Here is a 20,112-nt window from a genome sequence, read left to right on the forward strand (position 1 = left end):
GGCCCGCATGGGCCGCATCCTCCTTCTCGTCGCGCTGGCGTTCTGGCTCGCACCCTGCAGCGCGCAGGAGTACGTGAACGACGCCTTGCGGCCGCTGTTCCACGCGACGCTGCTGGCGCCGCAGGTCCGCGCTGCCTGTGCCGAGGTCGACCCGTCGTTCGCGACCGGCATCGACGCGGGACTCGCGCAATTGCGTGAACGCCATGGCCCGGCGCTGGCCGCGGCGCGGGCGGCCGCCGAGAGCCGGGTCGGTGCCGAGGCCGTCGAACACCTGGCGAAGACGCTGGCCACCCGCTTCGGCGAGCGCCTGCAAAAGCAGGACGCCGCCGGCATGCGCGCGCAATGCGCGAACCTCGTGACGTACCTCGAAAGCAGCGCATCCCGCTCGCGCCAGTCGCTCGTGGAGGAGAGCTTTCGCAAGTGGCTGGCGCGCCAGCAGCAGGCGCGCAACATCCAGTGCGCGAAGCTCGATGACACCGCGCGCGCGCTGTCGCGCCGGTTGTTGGCGGACCTCGCTGCGCGCGAGGGCGCGACAGCGCAGCCCGACCTGCTGCGCGCCGATGCCAAGATGGCGGAGCATGCCGCTGCCTGGTGCCTGCAGGTCCAGGAGACGGCCGCGCGCGAAGGCATCCGCCTCGCCGGCGACTTCGCACGCGTGCGGGACACCGCCCACGCGATTTCGGATGCGGCGCTGCCGCAGCTCTCCGGCCGCGACCCGGCCGCGGTCGTGCGGCGGGGCCGCGAGAGCGCGCTGCGCTACCTCGGCGAGGCGGACTGGATCTAGCCTAGGCGCCCGGGCCTCGGGCCAGCGCCTCGTCCAGCACCTCGACCCAGTGCCGCACGGGCATTTGCGTGCCGCTTTGCAGGTGCGTGATGCAGCCGACGTTGGCCGACAGGATCGCCTGCGGCTGCAACGCCCCCAGGTGCCCCAGCTTGCGGTCGCGCAGCGTGTGCGCGATCTCCGGATGCAGCACGGAATAGGTGCCGGCGGAGCCGCAGCACAGGTGCGATTCGTTGAGCGCCACGCGCAGTTCGAAGCCGAGCGCCGCCATCCATTGCTCCACCCCGCCCTTGAGCTTCTGCCCGTGCTGCAGCGTGCAGGGCGGGTGGTAGGCGAAGACGCCCGGCTGGGCCCGCACCTTGCCCTGGAGCGCCGGCACCATGTCCGGCAACAGCTCGCTCAGGTCGCGCGTGAGCTCGCCGATGCGCTTCGCCTTCGCCGCATAGGCAGCGTCGTGCTGCAGGTAGTGGCCGTACTCGCGCACGGTCACGCCGCAGCCGGAGGCGTTCATCACGATCGCCTCGACCTCGCCCCTCTCCACATAGGGCCACCAGGCGTCGATGTTGTGGCGCATCTGCGCGCGGCCGCCGTCCTGGTCGTTCAGGTGGAACTTCACGGCGCCGCAGCAGCCCTCGCCTGCCGCGACGATCGCCTGGATGCCCGCCGCATCGAGCACGCGCGCCGTCGCCGTGTTGACGTTGGGCATCATGGAGGGCTGCACGCAGCCGGCCAGCATCAGCACCTTGCGCGCGTGCGTGCGCGTGGGCCAGCCGCCCGCCTGGCGGCGCGCCGGCACCTTCTCGCGCAGCACCGCGGGCAGCAGCCCGCGCACGGCCTGGCCCACCTTCATCGCGGGACCGAAGGCGCTGGACGTCAGGCCTTCCTTGAGCGCCCAGCGCAGCGCGCGCGAGGGCGCGTCACGCGGCACCTTGCGCTCCACGATGGCGCGGCCGATGTCGACCAGCCGGCCGTAGTCGACGCCGCTCGGGCAGGTGCTCTCGCAGTTGCGGCAGGTGAGGCACCGATCGAGGTGCAGCTGCGTCTTGCGGGTGGGTTCGTGGCCTTCCAGCACCTGCTTCATGAGGTAGATGCGCCCGCGCGGGCCATCGAGCTCGTCGCCGAGGATCTGGTAGGTGGGGCAGGTGGCGGTGCAGAAGCCGCAGTGCACGCACTTGCGCAGGATGGCTTCGGCCTCGGCGCCCTCCGGCGTGCCCTGGAACTCGGGGGAGAGATGGGTCTGCATCAGAGATTCGGGTAGAGCCGTCCGCGGTTGAAGATGCGGTGCGGATCGAACTGCAGCTTGAGTTGTTCGTGGATGGCGGCCAGCGGCGGCGCCAGGGGGGTCATGCGGTCGTGCGCGTCGCTGCGCGCGGTGCGGAACAGCGTCGCGTGGCCGCCGGCGGCCAGCGCCTGCTGCCGCACGTGCCGGCCCTGCGCCGCGTCCACGCGCACCCAGCGCTGGGCGCCGTGCCATTCGACCAGGGGCGGCTCGGGAAGATCCAGCACCGGCGCGACCTGCGGCACGGACAGGCGCCACAGGTCGCGGCCGCCGGCTTGCGCGAACCAGGCCGTGCGCTGGTCGCGGCAGGCGTTCCATTCGGTCGCGGCGCCGCCGGTATCGAGTCGCTCGCCACCCAGGCTGCGGCAGGCCGCTTCCACCGCTGCCACCGCGCCGCGCAGGCGCAGGTACAGCACGCCGCCGTCGTCCGGCCCCCAGCAGCTCGCGTTCAGCGGCAGGGGCTGCCCGCCCCAGGCGTTCAGGCGCTTCAGCGCCTCGTCCTGCGGGATGCGAAAGCGCAGCGTGGCCTCGGCCGGCGCGATGGGCAGCACCTTCAGGCTCACCTCCGTGATCAGGCCCAGCGTGCCCATCGCCCCGGCCATGAGGCGCGAGACGTCGTAGCCGGCCACGTTCTTCATCACCTGGCCGCCGAACACCAGTTCCTCGCCGCGCCCGTTGACGAGGTTCAGGCCCAGGATGTAGTCCCGCACGGCGCCGACGCTGGCACGCGCCGGGCCCGAGAGCCCCGCCGCCACCATGCCACCCACGGTGGCGCCTTGCGCGAAGTGCGGCGGCTCGAAGGGCAGGCACTGCCCGCGTTCGGCCAGCACCTGTTCGAGTTCGGCCAGCGGCGTGCCGGCGCGCACCGTGACGACCAGCTCGCTCGGTTCGTAGTTCACCACGCCGTGCAGGCCGCGCGTTTCCAGCGGCTCGCCTTCGAGGCGTTCGCCGTGGAAATCCTTGGTGCCGCCGCCGCGGATGCGCAGGGGGGTTCCTTGCGCGCCAGCGGCGCGGATGCGGTCGGCGAGTTCGGCGAGGACGGGATCCATGGCGCGCAATGTTACGGCCATGGCGGGCGGCATCCCGTCCGGCATCAGTCGACGAAGAAGTTGGCGGGCAGCCCGGGCACGTCCACCCGCGTCGAGAAGACGCAGCCGGAGTCGGGGAAAGCGGCCAGTTCCCCGGGCCCGCGCCCATGGCGCGCGGTGGTGACGAACAGCGTGCGGCGGTCCGGCCCACCGAAGCAGGGCATCGTCGGGCAGCGCGCCGGCACCTCCAGTTCGGCGGCGACCTCGCCGGCCGGCGAGATGCGCAGCAGCCGGCCGCCCTCGAACATCGCGATCCAGTAGTGGCCCTCCTCGTCGACGGCGGCGCCATCGGGGCGGCCGCCATAGCCCGGCTGGCCGGGCTGCCAGCCGGCGGGCTTGGGGTCGAAGCGGCGGAACACGCGGTGGTGGCGCATGGCGTTGCCGCGCGCGCCCCAGTCCCAGGCATGCACCGTGTGGTCCGCGGTGTCGGCCCAGTACAGCGTGCGCTGGTCGGGCGACCAGGCGAGGCCGTTGGAGTTCATGGTGTTGGTGACCTTCAGCTGCACCAGCGGCCTGCCGCCGTTGCCGTTGTCAGGGCGGCAGTCGATGCAATAGAGGTCCGCCTTGCGCGCATCCTTGGGCTCGTAGTAGGTGCCGGCCCAGAAGCGTCCCAGCGGATCGGCCTTGCCGTCGTTGAAGCGGGAATGCGCGCCATGGCCGAAGCGCACCAGCGGCTCCAGGCTGCCGCCCCAGCGGCGGGCGCGGTAGATGCCGTCGCGCAGGCCCAGCACGAGGCCGCCGCGCGCCGCCGGCGCGATGCAGCCGGCCTCCTGCGGCAGCTCCCACTGCTCGCGCGCACCGGTGGCGGGGTCGAAGCGCCGCACCCGCCGGCCGCGGATGTCGACCCAGTACAGGCGCTGTTCGGTCGGATGCCAGAACGGCGATTCGCCGAGGCCGTCCGGCTCGGGAACGGCCACCTGCCAGGTCATGCAGCCGGCTCCGCCTCGATGGACATCTGCGCCATCATGCTTTCGCCCGGCTGCAGCACGCGCAGCCCCAGCTCCTGGGCCGCGGCGCCGCGCGCGTAGAGATGCACCGCGTTGTTCGCGTGGCTCACCGGCTCGATCGCGATGCCTTCCCGCCCGGGATTGGTGAACACCACCAGGCGCGTGAGCCCGGAGCGCACGACCGCGTGCATTCGCTCGTCGCGCAGGTGCGCCACGCCGTTCCAGCCGTCGAAGCAGTGGTCGACTTCCAGCGTGGCGCAGTCCGCATCGAGCCCGGGGCTGGCGCGCCGCTCCGTCGGCAGCTTGTCGGCGCCCATTTCCCAGCGCCCGCTGGCTTCGAACGTGACGTGGCTGCGCGGCCGCTTGAGGAAGTACGGGTGCCAGCCGAGGCCCGCCGGCGCCGGCTGGTCCGACTGGTTGGTCAGGGCCAGCGTCATCTCCAGCCCAGCGGGGGTCAGGCGCACCGTGTGCGAGCAGTCGAAGGCGAAGGGCCAGGAGGCGTCGGGGCGGTGCTCGTACGCGAGCATCACGGACGCCGCATCGCTGTCCAGCACCGACCAGGGCCGCTGCCAGCCCACGCCGTGGATCGCATGCGGCTCGTCGCCGTTGTTGCGCACCAGCGGATGCTGCGTGCCCTGCCACACCAGGCTGGCGTGGCCGATGCGGTTGGAGAACGGCACCAGCGGATAGCACCCGGACAGCCGGGCCGCCGACAGCTGCGCGGCAGGCGTGGAGCGCAGCACCGGATCGCCATCGAGCCACAGGCCCGCGATGCAGCCGCCGAGCTCCGGCTTGAGTTCGCAGCGCAACCGTCCGGCACGAAGTTCGATCATGGGCAGTGTCTCCTTTTGGGCCATTGTGCCCGTGCGCGCGCGGCCGCCGGGCAAAAAAAACGGCCCGCCGAAGCGGGCCGAACATCCAAAGGAGATTCTTGCTGCCGTGGGATCAGCGGCTGTAGGCGGTTTCGCCGTGGCTGCTGATGTCCAGGCCTTCGCGTTCCTCTTCCTCGCTGACCCGCAGGCCGACGAGCAGGTCCACGATCTTGTAGGCGGCGAAGGAGACCACGCCGGACCAGACGATGGTGGTCAGCACGCCCTGGAACTGGATCCAGACCTGGCTGCCGATCGAGTAGTCGGCCGCGACCTTGTTGGCCACGTAGTCGTAGATGCCGACGCCACCGAGCGAAGGCGAGGCGAACACGCCCGTCAGCAGCGCACCCAGGATCCCGCCGACGCCGTGGACGCCGAACACGTCGAGCGCATCGTCGGCGCCGAGCAGGCGCTTCAAGCCATTGACGCCCCACAGGCAGATCAGGCCGGCCAGCAGGCCGATCACGATGGCGCCCATCACGCCGACGAAGCCGCAGGCGGGGGTGATGGCCACGAGGCCGGCGACGGCACCCGAAGCGGCACCCAGCATGGAGGCCTTGCCTTTGGAGAGCGCTTCACCCGCGATCCACGACAGCGTGGCGGCGGCGGTGGCGAACAGCGTGTTGGCGAAGGCGAGGCCGGCGACGCCGGTGGCTTCCAGGTTGGAGCCGGCATTGAAGCCGAACCAGCCCACCCACAGCAGCGAGGCACCGACCATGGTCAGCGTCAGGCTGTGCGGCGCCAGCGATTCCTTGCCGTAGCCGATGCGCTTGCCCAGCACGAAGGCCCCCACCAGGCCGGCCACGCCGGCGTTGATGTGCACCACGGTGCCGCCGGCGAAGTCCAGCGCGCCCTTGGCCCACAGCCAGCCGGCGGCGGCGGTGACGGCTTCCAGCGACTTGGCATCCGTGATCGCGTCCGGGCCGTCCCAGTACCACACCATGTGGGCGACCGGCAGGTAGCTGAACGTGAACCACAGGGCGCAGAACAGCAGCACCGCGGAGAACTTGATGCGCTCGGCGAAGGAGCCGACGATCAGCGCGCAGGTGATGGCCGCGAAGGTGGCCTGGAAGGTGATGAAGGAGAACTCCGGGATCACCACGCCCTTGCTGAAGGTGGCGGCGACCGAGTCCGGCGTGATCCCCGCCAGGAAGATCTTGCTGAACCCGCCCATGAACGGCGTGCCCGCGGTGAACGCCACGCTGTAGCCGTAGATGGCCCACAGCACGTAGATCAGCGCGGTGACGACGAACACCTGCATCAGCACGGACAGCATGTTCTTGCTGCGCACCAGGCCGCCGTAGAACAGGGCCAGGCCGGGGATCGTCATCAGGATCACCAGCAGCGTGGCGACCGTCATCCAGGCGGTGTCGCCCTTGTTCGGCACCGGCGCCGGCGCGGTGGTGGCGGTGGCCTGCGCAGCGGCGGTGGCGGCCGCGGGCGCGGCAGCCTTGCCGGCGTCGGCGGCCGCAGCGGTGGCGGCCGCGGGCGCCGCGGCTTCGGCGGGCGCCGCGGTGGCAGCCGCCGCGGTCGGTGCGGTGGCCGGGGCAGGCGCCTGCGCGAGGGCCGTCGCGCTGCCGATCAGCAGTCCCAGGCCGAGGCCCAGGGAAGCGAGGAATGTCTTCATGTCAGTGCTCTCTCGGGAATGTTGTGGGGGTGCTTCAGAGCGCTTCCTTGCCGGTCTCGCCGGTGCGGATGCGCACGACCTGCTCGAGGTCGTACACGAAGATCTTTCCGTCGCCGATCTTGCCGGTGCGCGCGGCGCCCTCGACCGACTCGATGACGCGTTCCACCAGGTCGTCCGCCACCGCCGCCTCGATCTTCACCTTGGGCAGGAAGTCGACGACGTATTCGGCGCCGCGGTACAGCTCGGTGTGGCCCTTCTGGCGGCCGAAGCCCTTGACCTCGGTGACGGTGATGCCCTGGACGCCGATGGCCGAGAGCGCCTCGCGCACTTCGTCGAGCTTGAAGGGTTTGATGATGGCGGTGACGAGTTTCATGGTGTGCTCCAGGAGCGCAGGTTCAGAAGGAGTACTTCACGCCCGCGACGAGGCCCGCGCGGCCCAGGTTCTTGCCGCTGGGGGAGGGGTAGGCGAGGACGGGATCGGTCTTCGCGTTGGTGTCGACATAGGCGAGCGAAGCGCTGAAGCCGTTGCCGAAGTCCTTGCCGAGCGTGAGGGCCCAGTCGGTGTACGAGACGAAGGAGTTGTTCTTCACGCGCTGGTGGCCGACGTGCGGGGTGAGCGTCAGGCCGTACCAGGGCAGCTCGAAGGTGGCGCTCAGGTCCAGGTAGCCGCTGCCTTCGCTGTTGCCGAAGCCGAACAGGTTGGTGATCGCGTGCGAGTACTTCAGCGTGCCCGGGCCCCACGAGCCGGCGATGTAGGCCTCGGTGGTGTCGGCATTCACCGCGAGGTTGTTGTTCGGGTAGTAATAGCGCAGCAGGCCGACGTCGATGCCGACGCCGCTGAAGGTCGTCTTGTAGCCGCCGTACAGGTCGATCTCCACGTTCGAGTCGCCGCCCGCATCCTTGATCCACTTGATGGTGGACGCCCAGGTGCCGATGTAGAAGCCGCTCTTGTGCGCGAAGTCGATGCCGCCCTGCAGCGCGGGGCGCAGCCGGCTCTGCGAGATGCCGCGGTAGCGGTAGTCGGTGACGGCACCGACGTTGTACGACAGCGTGTAGTCGGGCTCGGGCGGCTTGGTGGCCTGCGCCATCGCAGCGCCCGAGGCAGCGAGCACCGAGACCAGCACCGCAAGTTTCGCTTTCATTGAATCTTTCTCCGTTCGCTTGTTGATGGTTTGCAGGAGGAGTTAGCAGGACGCATGCCATCGCCCGGAGGGATGAAACGGTGCGTCATCGGGCCGTCGTCGCCATTCGTTACCGCTTGAAGGGCGCGATGCCGTGCGCCGCCGCACCAGCGCGGTGCGATGCGGTAGGGCGCGCGCGCACCAGTCCCCGACATGCACCTGAATAGGGAGGAGCCCTCACGTGAGCCTTTGTCTGGTGCAAAGCCGAGCCCTGGTCGGGCTGGAAGCCGCCGCCGTCACGGTCGAGGTTCACCTCGCCAACGGCCTCCCGAACTTCACGCTGGTGGGCCTGGCCGAGACGGAAGTGAAGGAGGCGCGCGAACGCGTGCGCTCGGCGCTGCTGAACTCGGGGCTGGAGTTCCCGCACAACAAGAGGATCACGGTGAACCTCGCGCCGGCCGACCTGCCCAAGGACAGCGGCCGCTTCGACCTGCCCATCGCCATCGGCGTGCTGGCCGCCAGCGGGCAGATCGACGGCGCGCGGCTGGCGGGCCACGAGTTCGCGGGCGAGCTGTCCCTGTCAGGCGAGCTGCGGCCGGTGCGCGGCGCGCTGGCCACCAGCCTGGCGCTGCACGCGGGCGGCGTGGTGGCGCGGCTGGTGCTGCCTCCGGGCAGCGCGGAGGAGGCCGCGCTGGTCCCCGATGCACACGTGATCCGCGCCCGGCACCTGCTCGACGTCGTGCGCCATTTCACGCCGGCTTCCGATGCGGCGCCGGTCGTGGAGGAGCCGGGCGGCTGGACGCGGCTGGCGGCCAGCGCGCCGCCGGTGTCGGCCTGCTATCCCGACCTGGCGGACGTGAAGGGCCAGGCCGGCGCGCGCCGCGCGCTGGAGATCGCGGCGGCGGGCGGCCACAGCCTGCTGCTGGTCGGCCCTCCCGGCGCGGGCAAGTCGATGCTGGCGCAGCGCTTCGCCGGCCTGCTGCCCCCGATGACGGTGCCCGAGGCGCTGGAGAGCGCCGCGGTGGCGAGCCTCGCCGGCCGCTTCGACCTGCAGCACTGGTCGCAGCGGCCCACCGAGTCGCCGCACCATTCGGCGAGCGCGGTGGCGCTGGTGGGCGGCGGCTCGCCGCCGCGCCCGGGCGAGATCTCGCTGGCGCACCACGGCGTGCTGTTCCTGGATGAATTGCCGGAGTTCCCGCGCGCGGCGCTCGAAGCGCTGCGTGAGCCCCTGGAGACCGGCCGCATCACAATCGCGCGCGCCGCGCGCCGCAGCGAGTTCCCGGCGTGCTTCCAGCTGGTGGCCGCGATGAATCCCTGTCCCTGCGGCTGGCTGGGATCGGCCCGCGCCTGCCGCTGCAGCCCGGAGCAGGTCGCGCGCTACCAGGGGCGGCTGTCGGGGCCGCTGCTCGATCGCATCGACCTGCACGTGGAGGTGCCGGCGCTCGCGTCCGGCGAGCTGCTCGATGCGCCCGCGGGCGAGGCGAGCGCGCCGGTGCGCTCGCGCTGCGTCGCCGCGCGCGAACGGGCGCTGCGGCGCCAGGGCAAGGCCAACCATGCACTGCAGGGCGCGGAGATCGACGAACACGCGGGCCTGGCACGCAAGGCCTCGGAGTTCCTGCGCAACGCCTCGGCGCGCCTCGCCTGGAGCGCGCGCTCGACGCACCGCGTGCTCAAGGTCGCCCGCACGATCGCGGACCTCGCCGCTTCAGGCGGGGTGGAGCTCGTGCATGTCGCCGAGGCGGTGCAGTACCGGCGCGTGCTGCCGGCGGGACTCTGATCCCGCCGGCGGGGTACGCGCAGCGCTCAGAACTCCTGCCAATGGCCGTCGCCGCGCGCCGATGCGGCGACGGCGGGCACGAAGGCGATCGTCGGCGGCGGCGCGGCCGCGGCAGGGACCGCCGGCTGCGGCGCGCCTGCTGCTGCGTCCCCGATGCGGAAGCGGCTGACGGCGCCCACCAGCGCCGCGGCCTGCTGCTTCATGGCCTCGGTGGCTGCCGACGCCTCTTCCACCAGGCTCGCGTTCTGCTGCACGACGTGGTCCATCTGCGAGACCGCGCTCGTCACCTGCGCGATGCCCTGGCTCTGCTCCTGGCTCGCCGCCGCGATCTCGGTCACCAGCGCGGTGACCTTCGCGACCGCCGAAACGATCTCCTGCATCGTCGCGCCCGCATCGCTGACCAGGCGCGAGCCCGCCTCCACCTGCTGCACCGAGCCGCCGATCAGCGCCTTGATCTCGCGGGCCGCACCCGCGCTGCGCTGTGCCAGGCTGCGCACCTCCGCCGCCACGACGGCGAAGCCGCGCCCCTGGTCGCCGGCGCGCGCCGCTTCCACCGCCGCATTGAGCGCCAGGATGTTGGTCTGGAACGCGATCCCGTCGATCACGCCGATGATGTCGGCGATCTTGCGCGACGAGGCGGAGATGCCGTCCATGGTGCGCACCACGTTGCCCACCGCCTCGCCGCCCCTGGTCGCCACTTCCGAGGCACCGACGGCGAGCTGGCTCGCCTGGCGCGCGTTCTCGGCGTTCTGGTTGACGGTGGCCGTCAGCTCCTCCATCGAGCTGGCGGTTTCCTCCAGCGTGCTGGCCTGCTCCTCGGTGCGCTGCGACAGGTCGACGTTGCCCTGCGCGATCTGCGCGCTCGTGTCGGCGACGGCACGCGCCCCGCCCACCACCTCGCCCACCAGCGCCTTCAGGCTGCGTTGCATGGTATCGAGCGCCGCCAGCAGCTGCCCGACCTCGTCGCGCGAAGTGACCCGGATCGGCCGCGTGAGGTCGCCGCGCGCCACCGCCTCGATCGAATCCACGGCCTCGCGCAGGGGCCGCGTGATGGAGCGCGTGAGCAGCAGGATCACGGCGGCGGCGCCGGCGAGCACCGCCACGCCGACGAAGTGGACGAACCATTCCGAGCGCTTTAGTTCGAGGCCGTAGTAGTCGTCGGCCTTCATCACCTCGCGGTCCTTCAGGTCGATCAGCTTCTCCAGCGCATCGACCGCCTGCGCGCCGGCGGGCTGGATCCGTTCGCCCGCCAGCTTCAGCGCTTCCTCGTTGCGCCCCGCGTCCAGCAGCTCGAACCAGGGCCCGCGCGCCTCGCTCAGGCGGTCAAAGGCGCCGCCCAGCTCGCGCAGCAGCGCGGCCTCGCCGGTGCTCAGTTCGCCGGCCTGCTTGTAGTTGAACATCGCCGCGTCGAATTGCTTGCGCGTCGCGGCAGCCTGCTCCGCCGTCTTCTGGCGCGTGGCGGCATCGGGGGCCGCGAGCCCCTGCGCCAGGTGCGCGCGCAGCGCCCAGACGGCGCCGTTGGCCTGCGCCAGCGCCGCGGTCTGGTCGTGCCGCAGCGTGACCTCGCTGCTCAGGCCCCTGGCGTGCTCGATGTTGATGGCGGCCAGCGCCCAGAGCGCGCCGAACGCCACCAGCACGGCGGCGAAGCCGACGGCCAGGCGCTGGCCGATGGCAAGGCGGGAGAACAGGCGAACGGGCGCGGCGGCGTCGGCCGCGGCCCCCTCGGGTCGGCGTGGTGCATTGCGCATCGCATCTCCTTCGTTCCGGCTGGAGCATGCCCCCGGACAGGCTCCGCCGAACTGAGGTTCGTCAAGCGTGCGGAAGACGGACGGGCCCACCGGGGGTGGGCACGCCAGCCGGCGCCGGCGCGAGCGCGCGGCGCGCGCCGTTACCTCGCCGGCAGCATCTCGGTGATGGTGAACTTCCCCGCGTCGTTGATGGCGCGGAACTTCACCTTGTCGCCGGGCTGCAGCTGGTCCAGCATCTTCGCCTCGCGCACGTGGAAGGGCATCGTCATGGGCGGCATGTCGATGCTCTTGACCTCGCCGGCCTTCATCACGACCTGGCGCTTGTCCTTGTCGACGCTGCGCACCTCCCCCAGGCTGTACTCCCCCTGCGCCGCCAGCGGGGGCGCCACGCCGGCCGCCAGGGCCAGCAGCATCGTGACCGTCAGGGTCTGGGCTGCGTTTCTCATTGCGTTCTCCTTTGTCCGTATCGGGGTGCGCTCATTGCGGCACCGCCTGCCATGCGTCCAGGGCCGGCAGCGCGGACGCGCGCGCCAGCCGCCGCGCCTGCTGCGCCGGCGGCGGGCCGTCGTCCTCGCGCAAGCGGAAGGCGGAAACCAGCGCCAGCAGCCGGGCCGCCTCCTCCTTGAGCGACCCGGTGGCGGCGGTGGCCTCTTCCACCAGTCCCGCATTGCGCTGCACCGCGTGCTCCATCTGCACCAGGCCGGCGTTGATCTGCTGGATGCCGCCGCTCTGTTCCTGGCTGGCGAGCGCGCTTTCGGCGATCAGGTCGCTGACCTTCTTCACCGAGTCCACGATCTCGTTCATGGTCTCGCCGGCCGCCTGGACCAGGGCGCCGCCGGCCTCGACCTGGCCGACGGAGGCCCCGATCAGCGCGCGGATCTCCCGGGCGGCCTCGGCGCTGCGCTGGGCGAGGTTGCGCACCTCGGCGGCGACCACCGCGAAGCCGCGCCCCTGTGCGCCGGCCCGCGCGGCCTCCACCGCCGCATTCAGCGCCAGGATAATGGTCTGGAAGGCGATGCCGTCGATCACGCCGATGATGTCGCCGATGCGGCGCGAGGACTCGGAGATGCCGGCCATGGTGCGCACCACGTCCGCGACCACGACGCCGCCCTTGCGCGCCACCTCGGAGGCCGTCCGCGCGAGTTCGCTCGCCTCGCGCGCGCTGTCGGCGTTGCGGGCGACGGTGGAAGTGATCTCCTCCATCGAGCTGGCCGTTTCCTCCAGCGTGCTCGCCTGTTCCTCGGTGCGCTGCGAGAGCTCGACCTGGCCCTGCACCAGGTCGGCGCTGCTGCGGGCCACGACGCCCGCGGCTTCGGAGACCTGTCCCACCACGCGCCGCAGCTGCTCGCTCATGGCCCGCATGGCGAAGACGACGCTGGCCGTGTGCTGCGAGCGCAGGTCCACGTCCACCGAGAGGTCGCCCGCGGCGATGCGTTCGGCGACCGAGCGCGCATAGGAAGGCTCGCCCCCGAGTTCCGCCTCGAGCCGGCGCACCGCCAGCACGCCGGCGGCGCTCGCCGCCACGGCCAGCAACGCCACCAGCGCGCCCAGGAACAGCACGGCCCGCCGGGTGCTCGCCTGCGCCTGCGCGCGCAGCGCGGCCGCCTCGGCATCGGCGAACTGCCGCAGGTCCTGCACGATCGCGCCGATCTGTTCGTCGAGCTGGCGGTCCTTGCCGCGCACCAGGCGGTCGGCGTCGAGCGCGCTGTCCGCGCTGCCGACGCGGAAGGACTGCAGCGCATCGAGGTGGACCTGGAAGATGGCGGCATGTTGCTGGCGGGCCTGCGCGATGCGTTCGGGCGGCAGGCGCAACCCGGTCGCCGCGGCGGCGAGCGCGTCGAAGTCGCGGTCGACGGCCTGCCGCCCCTTCCGGAAGGCCGCCAGGTACCAGTCGTACTGCTCCTGGTCGTGCCCGCGCAGCAGCAGGTTCTTGAAGTCGTGCACCTGCACCTTGAACGAGACCTGCGCCGAGCGCGCGGAATCCACTGCGTGCAGCAGTTGCTGCGCGACGTCCATGCTCTGGCTGGTCGCGGCCTGCGCCTGCCGCAGCGCGAGGACGCCGTAGGCGCCCGCGATCCCCATGCCCAGGAGCAGCATGGCGATCAGCAGGAACAGCTTGGTCCGGACCCTCAGTTCGGCGAGCATGCGCGTCCTCCGGCGACCTCCCCGCTAGGCAGGTCCTGGTTGTTCTTGAGGCCCGGGGGTCCGGCCGCTTGAAAGGCAGAATGGAACACGTAACCACTTGTTTCAGTGACGTGGGTCAAGGTCTGGTCGGCCACCGGCTGCGGCTGCGCCAGGCGGTAGCGGGCAGGCGACGTGCGGGCGGCGCAGGCCGCGGCCTGCCACAATCCGCGTCCATGCCGTCGCGCCGCGCTTCATGACTTCGGCCCCCGGCCACGACCGCCGCCTCGTGGTGTGGCTCTCGCTGGCCCAGTTGATCACCTGGGGCAGCGTCTTCTATACCTTCGCGCTGCTGCTCGCGCCGGTGGAGCGCGAGCTGGGGCTCACCCGCGCGCAGTCGTCCTTCGCCTTCAGCCTCGCCCTGCTGGCCGAAGGCGTGTTCTCCTATCCGGTGGGCCGCTGGATCGACCGCGGCCACGAACGCGCGGTGATGACGGGCGGCTCGGTGCTGGTGATCGCGGGCCTGCTGCTGCATGCACAGGTGCATTCGGCCGCCGGCTTCTACGCCGTGTGGCTGCTGCTCGGGGCGGCGCTCGCGGCCACCCTGTACACGCCGGTGTTCGCGGTGGTCACGCGCCGCTTTCCGCGCGATTTCCGGCGCGCGATCATCACGCTGACCTTTCTGGGCGGGCTGGCCAGCAGCGTGTTCATCCCGCTGTCGGCGTGGCTCATTGCGGCGCTCGGGTGGCGCCAGGCGCTGCTCGCGCTGGCCGCCATCCACGTGTTCGTCTGCGTGCCGATCCACTTCCTGTGCCTGCGCGGCGCGCCGCCGGCGCGGCCGACGCAGCACCGCGAGGGCCATTCACCGTCGGTCCTGCTGCGCAGCGCGCCCTTCCTCTTGATCGGCGTCTTCGTGGTCGGGATGATGGCGATCACCGCGGCGATCCCGCCGCACCTGATCAGCCTGCTGCGCGAAAGCGGCCTGCCGGAGGCCTGGGTGATCGCGCTGCCGGCGGCGATCGGCGTGATGCAGGTCTTCGCGCGGCTGCTGCTGTTCTTCTTCGAGCACCGGTTCGACCTGCACCTGGCCAACCGGCTGATCCCGTTCCTCATCCCGCTGGCGCTGGCGGCGCTGATCGCCGGGGCCACGTCGCCCGCGGGCGGACTGCTGTTCGTGCTGCTCTATGGCATGGGCAACGGCATGCTCACGATCGTGAAGGGCACCGCGGTGGCGCAGTACGTGAATCGGGAGCATGTGGCGGCGCTCAATGGCGCGCTGGGGCTGCCGCAGGCAGTGGCGCGCGCGATCGCGCCGCTGGCGCTGGGGGTGCTGTGGAGCCCGCAGGTGGGCTACCGGTGGGGGCTGGCGGTGCTGCTGGTGGCGGGGATCGTGGCGGCGCTGGCGCTCGTGCTGGCGCAGCGCCGCTCGCTCCTGCCGCGTTAATTGACGACGATCGTCACCGAGTTCTTCGCGCCCAGGCGCACCAGCTGCCCGGTCTTCCAGGCCGGCTGCTGCTCGTGCTCCATGGTGCGCACCGAGCCGTCGTGCATCTTCACCTGCGTGATCCACACCTCCCTGGACGTCACGCGCTTCTGCACTTCGTTGCCGACGAAGCCGCCGCCCACGGCGCCGGCGACGGTGAGCGCCGTCTTGCCGTCGCCCTTGCCGAACTGGTTGCCCAGCAGGCCGCCGGCCGCCGCGCCCGCGACGATGCCGACCGCGCCGCCTTCGCCCTTGCGCTTCTCGTGGCGCACGCCGACCACCGTGCCGCATTCGTGGCAGACCGGGGCGGGCGCCGCGGCGTGTTCCTTGTGCATCTTCTTGGCGATGCCGGGCGGCAGGCCGTGCGGGTTGTCGGCGATGGCGGCAACCGCGGCGAGGGCCAGCAGGGTGGCGATGGCGTATTTCTTCATGGGACTCTCTCTCCTTCTTCCGTCCTTGCCGTGATTCAACGACAAGGCGGGCAGCACCGCCGACGGCCAGCCCAGCCGTTCGTGCAATGCTTCACGCCTGCTTCAGAGATTCGGTGCAAGCAAACGTTGCAGGTCCGAAACCGTGGCGCCCCTGCGACGCGCCTGGTCCTCCAGCTGGTCCTCGCCGATGCGGCCCACGTTGAAGTACTGGCTCTCGGGGTGCGCCAGGTAGAAGCCGCTCACGCTGGCCGCCGGGGCCATCGCCATGCTGTCGGTCAGCTCCATGCCGATCTCCTGCGGCTGCAGCAGCGCGAACATGTCGCGCTTGACGCTGTGGTCCGGGCAGGCCGGATAGCCCGGCGCGGGACGGATGCCGCGGTACTTCTCGGCGATCAGCTCCTCGGTCGCGAGTTTCTCGTCGGCGGCGTAGCCCCACAGGTCGCGGCGCACGCGCGCATGCAGCGCCTCGGCCAGCGCCTCGGCGAGGCGGTCGGCCAGCGCCTTGAGCGTGATGGCGGAATAGTCGTCGTGGTCGTCGAGGAAGTACTGGACCTTCTTCTCCACGCCGATGCCGGCCGTGACCGCGAACACGCCCACGTAGTCGTCGCGCACGCCCTTGGGCGCGACGAAATCCGCCAGGCAGCGGCTCGGGCGCATCACGCCGTCGATCACCTGCTTTTCGGCCTGCTGGCGCAGGCCGTACCAGGTGAGCACGGTCTCGGTCCGGCTTTCGTCGGCGTACAGCTGGATGTCGTCGTCGTTGACGGTGTTGGCGGGCCACAGGCCCATCACCGCATTGGCGGTCAGCCAACGGCCTTCGATCAGGCGCTTGAGCATGCGCTGGCCGTCGGAGTACACGCGCACCGCTTCGGCGCCCACCACTTCATCCTTGAGGATCTCGGGGAAGCGACCGGCCAGGTCCCAGGTCTGGAAGAACGGGCCCCAGTCGATGTAGCCGGCCAGCTCCGCCAGGTCGTAGTTCTTGAACACCCGCCGGCCGATGAACTTCGGCCGGGTCGGCACGTAGGTGGACCAGTCGATCGGCGTCTTGTTGGCGCGCGCCTTCGCCAGCGGCCACAGCGGCGTCTGCTTCTTGTTGGCGTGCAGCTGCCGCACCTTGTCGTAGTCGGCCTCGATCTCCGCGATGTACTTCGCGGCCTGATCCGAGAGCAGCGACTGCGCCACGCTCACGCTGCGCGACGCATCGGGGACGTAGACCACCGGGCCTTCGTAGTGCGGTGCGATCTTCACCGCGGTGTGCACGCGGCTGGTGGTGGCGCCGCCGATCAGCAGCGGGATCTTCTTCACGCGGAAGTGGTCGTCCTTCTGCATCTCGGCGGCGACGTACTGCATCTCCTCCAGCGAAGGCGTGATCAGCCCCGACAGGCCGACGATGTCCGCGCCCTCGACCTTGGCGCGGGCCAGGATCTCGTGGCACGGGACCATCACGCCCATGTTCACCACCTCGAAGTTGTTGCACTGGAGGACGACGGTGACGATGTTCTTGCCGATGTCGTGCACGTCGCCCTTGACGGTGGCCACGATGATCTTGCCCTTGGCGCGCACGTCCTGGCCGGCGGCCTCCTGCTGCCGCTTCTCTTCCTCGATGAAGGGAATGAGGTGCGCCACCGCCTGCTTCATCACGCGGGCGGACTTCACCACCTGCGGCAGGAACATCTTGCCGGCGCCGAACAGGTCGCCCACGATGTTCATGCCGTCCATGAGCGGCCCCTCGATCACGTGCAGCGGACGGCCGCCCCGGGCCAGCACCTTCTGGAACATCTCCTCGGTGTCGGGGACGATGTGGTCCGTGATGCCGTGCACCAGCGCGTGCGCCAGGCGCTGCTCCACCGGCAGCGCGCGCCACTCGTTCTTCTTGCCTTCGTCCTTGGCCGCGCCCTTGGCCTGTTCGGCAATCTCCACCAGGCGCTCTCCGGCATCGGGGCGGCGGTTCAGCACCACGTCCTCGACGCGCTCGCGCAGTTCCGGCTCGAGCTCGTCGTACACGCCCACCATGCCGGCGTTGACGATGCCCATGTCCATGCCCGCCTGGATGGCGTGGTACAGGAACACGGTGTGGATCGCCTCGCGCACGGGGTCGTTGCCGCGGAAGGAGAAGCTCACGTTGGACACGCCGCCGCTGACCTTGGCGCCGGGCAGGTTCTTCTTGATCCACTTGGTGGCTTCGATGAAGTCCACCGCGTAGTTGTTGTGCTCCTCGATGCCGGTGGCGATCGCGAAGATGTTGGGGTCGAAGATGATGTCCTCGGGCGGGAAGCCGAGCTCGTCGACCAGGATGCGGTAGGCGCGCGCGCAGATCTCGGTCTTGCGCTGGTAGGTGTCGGCCTGGCCCTGTTCGTCGAAGGCCATGACGACGGCGGCAGCGCCGTAGCGCTTGACCAGCGTGGCCTGGCGCTTGAACTCGGCCTCGCCTTCCTTGAGCGAGATCGAGTTGACGATGCCCTTGCCCTGGATGCAGCGCAGCCCCGCCTCGATCACCTCCCACTTGGAGGAGTCGATCATGATCGGCACGCGGGCGATGTCCGGCTCGCTGGCGATCAGGTTGAGGAAGCGCACCATGGCGGCCTTGCTGTCCAGCATGGCTTCGTCCATGTTGATGTCGATGACCTGGGCGCCGTTCTCGACCTGCTGGCGCGCGACCGCGAGGGCCTCCTCGAACTGGCCCGCCAGGATCATGCGGGCGAACGCCTTCGAGCCGGTGACGTTGGTGCGTTCGCCGATGTTGACGAACAGGCTGCCGGGCACGATGGAGACGGGCTCCAGGCCGGACAACTTCATGGGGGGGACTTGGGACTGCATTCCTTCTCACCTCGCAGGGGCCGGGTGAGCGCGGTTGGAATCCATCTCAAGCCTGACGGTGCGCCCGGTTTTCCGGGGCCGCTGCAGCGCTCCTTGAGCAGGGAACGATTTTACAGCGGCAGATCCGCCTTCTTCAGCGTCCGCAGCACGAACGAGGACTTGCTGTGGCGGATGCCCTTGATCTTGTACAGCTTCTCCCGCAGCAGCCGCTCGTAGTCGCGCGTGTCCTTCACCGCCACCCGCAGCAGGTAGTCGTACTCGCCGGAGACGAGGTAGGCCTCGACCACCTCGGGGATTGCCGCCAGCGTCTCGCCGAACTTCTCCAGCGTGTTGTCGGTGTGGCTGTCGAGGGTGACCTGTACCAGCACCGTGTCGTTCAGGCCCAGCCCCTGCGCGTTCAGGCGCACCGTGTAGCCCTCGATCACGCCGGCGGCCTCCATCTTGCGGATGCGCTCCCAGCACGGCGAGGCGCTCAGGCCGACGGCCTGGCCGACCTGCTGCAGGCTGGCCCGGGCATCCTGCTGCAGCACCCTGAGGATTTTCCGGTCAATGGCGTCCATGGCGCACGATTTTCCGGGAAATTGGAGGTCTCAGAAGGATTTTTTGCTTCCGCGCCGAAATGCCGGAGGTTCAGCAAGACTTTCTCCGCTCCGGGCGCCACACTTGCTGCATCGAAGCGGCGGCTTACCGGCCCCGCCCGAGATGCGAGGCGCCAGCGGGTCACCGCCCGCTGGCCGACCGGGCAGACATCCTCACGAGGGATCGCAGTGGAACGAAGGAGCGCCCAAGCTGGGGTCGCCTGCGGCGAGCCCAGCCCACGGGGCCTGCCGACGGCAGACCCTCAGGCGGCTTCCCGGTAGAAGAACTGCCGCTGCGTCGCGCGCGCCGGCATCAGGTGCACCGCCTGCCCGATCGCCGCGATGTGGTCCGGCGTCGTGCCGCAGCACCCGCCCACGATGTTCACCAGCCCCTCGGCCGCGAACTCGCGCAGCAGCCGCGAGGTGACCTCCGGCGTCTCGTCGAAGCCGGTCTCGCTCATGGGGTTGGGCAGGCCCGCGTTGGGGTAGCAGCTGATGAAGGTGTCGTGCGCGACCCGGTTCAGCTCCTGGATGTAGGGCCGCATCAGCGCCGCGCCCAGCGCGCAGTTCAGGCCGACCGCCAGCGGCTGCGCGTGCCGCACGCTGTGCCAGAAGGCCGTGACGGTCTGGCCGCTGAGGATGCGGCCGGAGGCATCGGTGACGGTGCCGCTGATGATGATCGGCAGCCGCTCGCCGCTGTCGGCGAAGTACTCGTCGATCGCGAACAGCGCCGCCTTGGCATTGAGCGTGTCGAAGATGGTCTCGACCAGCAGCAGGTCGACTCCGCCCTGCACCAGGCCTTCCACCTGCTCGTAGTAGGCGGCGCGCAGGGCCTCGAAGTCCACGTTGCGCGCGCCCGGGTCGTTCACGTCGGGGCTGATGCTGGCCGTGCGCGGCGTGGGGCCCAGCGCGCCGGCCACGAAGCGGGGCTGGTCCGGCGTGGAGAACTTGTCGGCGGCCTCGCGCGCCAGCCTGGCGGCGGCCACGTTCATCTCGCGCGCCAGCTCGCCCAGGCCATAGTCGTCCTGCGCGATGCGGTTGGCCCCGAAGGTGTTGGTCTCGATGATGTCGGCGCCGGCGGCGAGGTAGCCCTCGTGGATGTCGCGGATCACGTCGGGGCGCGTGAGCGCCAGCAGGTCGCTGTTGTTCTTCAGGTCCTTGGGGTGCTCGCGCAGGCGCTCGCCGCGGAAATCCTGCTCGGTCAGCTTGAAGCGCTGGATCATGGTGCCCATGGCCCCGTCCAGGATCAGGATGCGCTGGGCGAGCAGCTGCGGCAGGGCTTGTCCACGGGTGTACACGACGGGCTTCATGCCCCGATTGTAGGAAAGACGGTGAATTCGGCCGGCGCGCAGGGGCACCGGCGGCGCCGGCGTGCGCAGTTCACAGCTTTGCCGGTCGGCGTTCCGGGTCCGAGCGGCGTTACACCGGCAGGCTCAGGGACA

General features: G+C 70.7%; 17 protein-coding genes and 1 riboswitch. Of the genes, 3 read left to right on the plus strand and 14 right to left on the minus strand.

All coding sequences use genetic code 11. The features are described 5' to 3' along the window. The first annotated feature begins 7 nt into the window (after nt 1–7). Nucleotides 8–784: a hypothetical protein gene (locus tag WG923_RS03330; protein WP_340349509.1), complete on the plus strand. Its 777-nt coding sequence runs from the start codon at nt 8–10 to the stop codon at nt 782–784. A gap of 1 nt (nt 785) precedes the next feature. On the opposite strand, the gene glcF is transcribed toward WG923_RS03330, so the two are convergent. From glcF to WG923_RS03365, 7 genes are all read right to left on the minus strand, one after another. Then, the gene (gene glcF / locus WG923_RS03335; RefSeq protein ID WP_340349510.1) at nt 786–2,024 is read right to left on the minus strand and encodes a glycolate oxidase subunit GlcF; all 1,239 of its coding nucleotides are present in this window, start codon (nt 2,022–2,024) and stop codon (nt 786–788) included. Continuing rightward, entirely contained in the window at nt 2,024–3,109 is a 1,086-nt protein-coding gene (gene glcE / locus WG923_RS03340; RefSeq protein ID WP_340349511.1) for a glycolate oxidase subunit GlcE, read from the minus strand. The genes glcF and glcE overlap by 1 nt, the downstream gene beginning before the upstream one ends. A gap of 44 nt (nt 3,110–3,153) precedes the next feature. Next, the gene (locus WG923_RS03345) at nt 3,154–4,077 is read right to left on the minus strand and encodes an SMP-30/gluconolactonase/LRE family protein (protein ID WP_340349512.1); all 924 of its coding nucleotides are present in this window, start codon (nt 4,075–4,077) and stop codon (nt 3,154–3,156) included. Further along, nucleotides 4,074–4,928, minus strand: coding sequence for an aldose 1-epimerase (locus WG923_RS03350; protein ID WP_340349513.1), 855 nt, complete (start codon nt 4,926–4,928; stop codon nt 4,074–4,076). Before WG923_RS03350 ends, WG923_RS03345 begins: the two co-directional genes overlap by 4 nt. 112 nt (nt 4,929–5,040) lie before the next feature. Then, a complete protein-coding gene (locus WG923_RS03355) occupies nt 5,041–6,591 on the minus strand; it encodes an ammonium transporter (RefSeq protein ID WP_340349514.1) in 1,551 nt (516 codons plus the stop codon). Nucleotides 6,592–6,625: 34 nt separating this feature from the next. Continuing rightward, nucleotides 6,626–6,964, minus strand: coding sequence for a P-II family nitrogen regulator (glnK, locus tag WG923_RS03360; protein WP_340349515.1), 339 nt, complete (start codon nt 6,962–6,964; stop codon nt 6,626–6,628). Nucleotides 6,965–6,986: 22 nt separating this feature from the next. Beyond that, entirely contained in the window at nt 6,987–7,733 is a 747-nt protein-coding gene (locus tag WG923_RS03365; protein ID WP_340349516.1) for a TorF family putative porin, read from the minus strand. Between the two features lie 220 nt (nt 7,734–7,953). On the opposite strand from WG923_RS03365, the gene WG923_RS03370 reads away from it, so the two are divergent. Beyond that, nucleotides 7,954–9,489 (plus strand): YifB family Mg chelatase-like AAA ATPase, encoded by a 1,536-nt coding sequence (locus tag WG923_RS03370; RefSeq protein WP_340349517.1) that lies wholly within the window; start codon nt 7,954–7,956, stop codon nt 9,487–9,489. A gap of 26 nt (nt 9,490–9,515) precedes the next feature. Here WG923_RS03370 and WG923_RS03375 read toward each other — a convergent pair whose 3' ends face one another. The 3 genes from WG923_RS03375 to WG923_RS03385 form a co-directional block, all read right to left on the minus strand. Then, nucleotides 9,516–11,237 carry a methyl-accepting chemotaxis protein gene (locus tag WG923_RS03375; protein ID WP_340349518.1) on the minus strand — a complete coding sequence of 574 codons (1,722 nt, stop codon included), beginning with the start codon at nt 11,235–11,237 and terminating at the stop codon, nt 9,516–9,518. A gap of 140 nt (nt 11,238–11,377) precedes the next feature. Beyond that, nucleotides 11,378–11,683 (minus strand): copper-binding protein, encoded by a 306-nt coding sequence (locus WG923_RS03380; RefSeq protein WP_340349519.1) that lies wholly within the window; start codon nt 11,681–11,683, stop codon nt 11,378–11,380. Nucleotides 11,684–11,714: 31 nt separating this feature from the next. Continuing rightward, nucleotides 11,715–13,382: a methyl-accepting chemotaxis protein gene (locus tag WG923_RS03385; RefSeq protein ID WP_340349520.1), complete on the minus strand. Its 1,668-nt coding sequence runs from the start codon at nt 13,380–13,382 to the stop codon at nt 11,715–11,717. A gap of 232 nt (nt 13,383–13,614) precedes the next feature. Here WG923_RS03385 and WG923_RS03390 point away from each other — a divergent pair, with 232 nt between their 5' ends. Further along, nucleotides 13,615–14,802, plus strand: a complete 1,188-nt coding sequence (locus WG923_RS03390; RefSeq protein ID WP_340349521.1) for an MFS transporter — start codon at nt 13,615–13,617, stop codon at nt 14,800–14,802. On the opposite strand, the gene WG923_RS03395 is transcribed toward WG923_RS03390, so the two are convergent. From WG923_RS03395 to WG923_RS03410, 4 genes are all read right to left on the minus strand, one after another. Further along, nucleotides 14,799–15,272 carry a glycine zipper 2TM domain-containing protein gene (locus tag WG923_RS03395; protein ID WP_340349522.1) on the minus strand — a complete coding sequence of 158 codons (474 nt, stop codon included), beginning with the start codon at nt 15,270–15,272 and terminating at the stop codon, nt 14,799–14,801. The genes WG923_RS03390 and WG923_RS03395 overlap by 4 nt on opposite strands. A 102-nt stretch (nt 15,273–15,374) precedes the next feature. Beyond that, nucleotides 15,375–18,092 (minus strand): methionine synthase, encoded by a 2,718-nt coding sequence (gene metH, locus WG923_RS03400; protein WP_340349523.1) that lies wholly within the window; start codon nt 18,090–18,092, stop codon nt 15,375–15,377. A 19-nt stretch (nt 18,093–18,111) separates the two neighbouring features. Further along, nucleotides 18,112–18,193: riboswitch (S-adenosyl-L-homocysteine riboswitch) on the minus strand. A gap of 9 nt (nt 18,194–18,202) precedes the next feature. Continuing rightward, entirely contained in the window at nt 18,203–18,652 is a 450-nt protein-coding gene (locus tag WG923_RS03405; protein WP_340349524.1) for an Lrp/AsnC family transcriptional regulator, read from the minus strand. A gap of 281 nt (nt 18,653–18,933) precedes the next feature. Next, nucleotides 18,934–19,980 (minus strand): homocysteine S-methyltransferase family protein, encoded by a 1,047-nt coding sequence (locus WG923_RS03410; protein ID WP_340349525.1) that lies wholly within the window; start codon nt 19,978–19,980, stop codon nt 18,934–18,936. Nucleotides 19,981–20,112 lie beyond the last annotated feature (132 nt).

Source organism: Ramlibacter sp. AN1133 (genome assembly GCF_037890035.1).
Taxonomy (GTDB): Bacteria; Pseudomonadota; Gammaproteobacteria; order Burkholderiales; family Burkholderiaceae_C; genus Ramlibacter.

Bases quoted from the DNA above. Each gene is read 5' to 3' on its own strand.
- WG923_RS03410 (WP_340349525.1), bottom strand. From the start codon at position 19,980: ATGAAGCCCGTCGTGTACACCCGTGGACAAGCCCTGCCGCAGCTGCTC.
- WG923_RS03355 (WP_340349514.1), bottom strand. From the start codon at position 6,591: ATGAAGACATTCCTCGCTTCCCTGGGCCTCGGCCTGGGACTGCTGATC.
- glnK (WP_340349515.1), bottom strand. From the start codon at position 6,964: ATGAAACTCGTCACCGCCATCATCAAACCCTTCAAGCTCGACGAAGTG.
- WG923_RS03390 (WP_340349521.1), top strand. From the start codon at position 13,615: ATGACTTCGGCCCCCGGCCACGACCGCCGCCTCGTGGTGTGGCTCTCG.
- WG923_RS03395 (WP_340349522.1), bottom strand. From the start codon at position 15,272: ATGAAGAAATACGCCATCGCCACCCTGCTGGCCCTCGCCGCGGTTGCC.
- WG923_RS03330 (WP_340349509.1), top strand. From the start codon at position 8: ATGGGCCGCATCCTCCTTCTCGTCGCGCTGGCGTTCTGGCTCGCACCC.
- WG923_RS03375 (WP_340349518.1), bottom strand. From the start codon at position 11,237: ATGCGCAATGCACCACGCCGACCCGAGGGGGCCGCGGCCGACGCCGCC.
- WG923_RS03345 (WP_340349512.1), bottom strand. From the start codon at position 4,077: ATGACCTGGCAGGTGGCCGTTCCCGAGCCGGACGGCCTCGGCGAATCG.
- WG923_RS03405 (WP_340349524.1), bottom strand. From the start codon at position 18,652: ATGGACGCCATTGACCGGAAAATCCTCAGGGTGCTGCAGCAGGATGCC.
- WG923_RS03365 (WP_340349516.1), bottom strand. From the start codon at position 7,733: ATGAAAGCGAAACTTGCGGTGCTGGTCTCGGTGCTCGCTGCCTCGGGC.
- WG923_RS03385 (WP_340349520.1), bottom strand. From the start codon at position 13,382: ATGCTCGCCGAACTGAGGGTCCGGACCAAGCTGTTCCTGCTGATCGCC.
- glcE (WP_340349511.1), bottom strand. From the start codon at position 3,109: ATGGATCCCGTCCTCGCCGAACTCGCCGACCGCATCCGCGCCGCTGGC.
- WG923_RS03380 (WP_340349519.1), bottom strand. From the start codon at position 11,683: ATGAGAAACGCAGCCCAGACCCTGACGGTCACGATGCTGCTGGCCCTG.
- glcF (WP_340349510.1), bottom strand. From the start codon at position 2,024: ATGCAGACCCATCTCTCCCCCGAGTTCCAGGGCACGCCGGAGGGCGCC.
- WG923_RS03350 (WP_340349513.1), bottom strand. From the start codon at position 4,928: ATGATCGAACTTCGTGCCGGACGGTTGCGCTGCGAACTCAAGCCGGAG.
- metH (WP_340349523.1), bottom strand. From the start codon at position 18,092: ATGCAGTCCCAAGTCCCCCCCATGAAGTTGTCCGGCCTGGAGCCCGTC.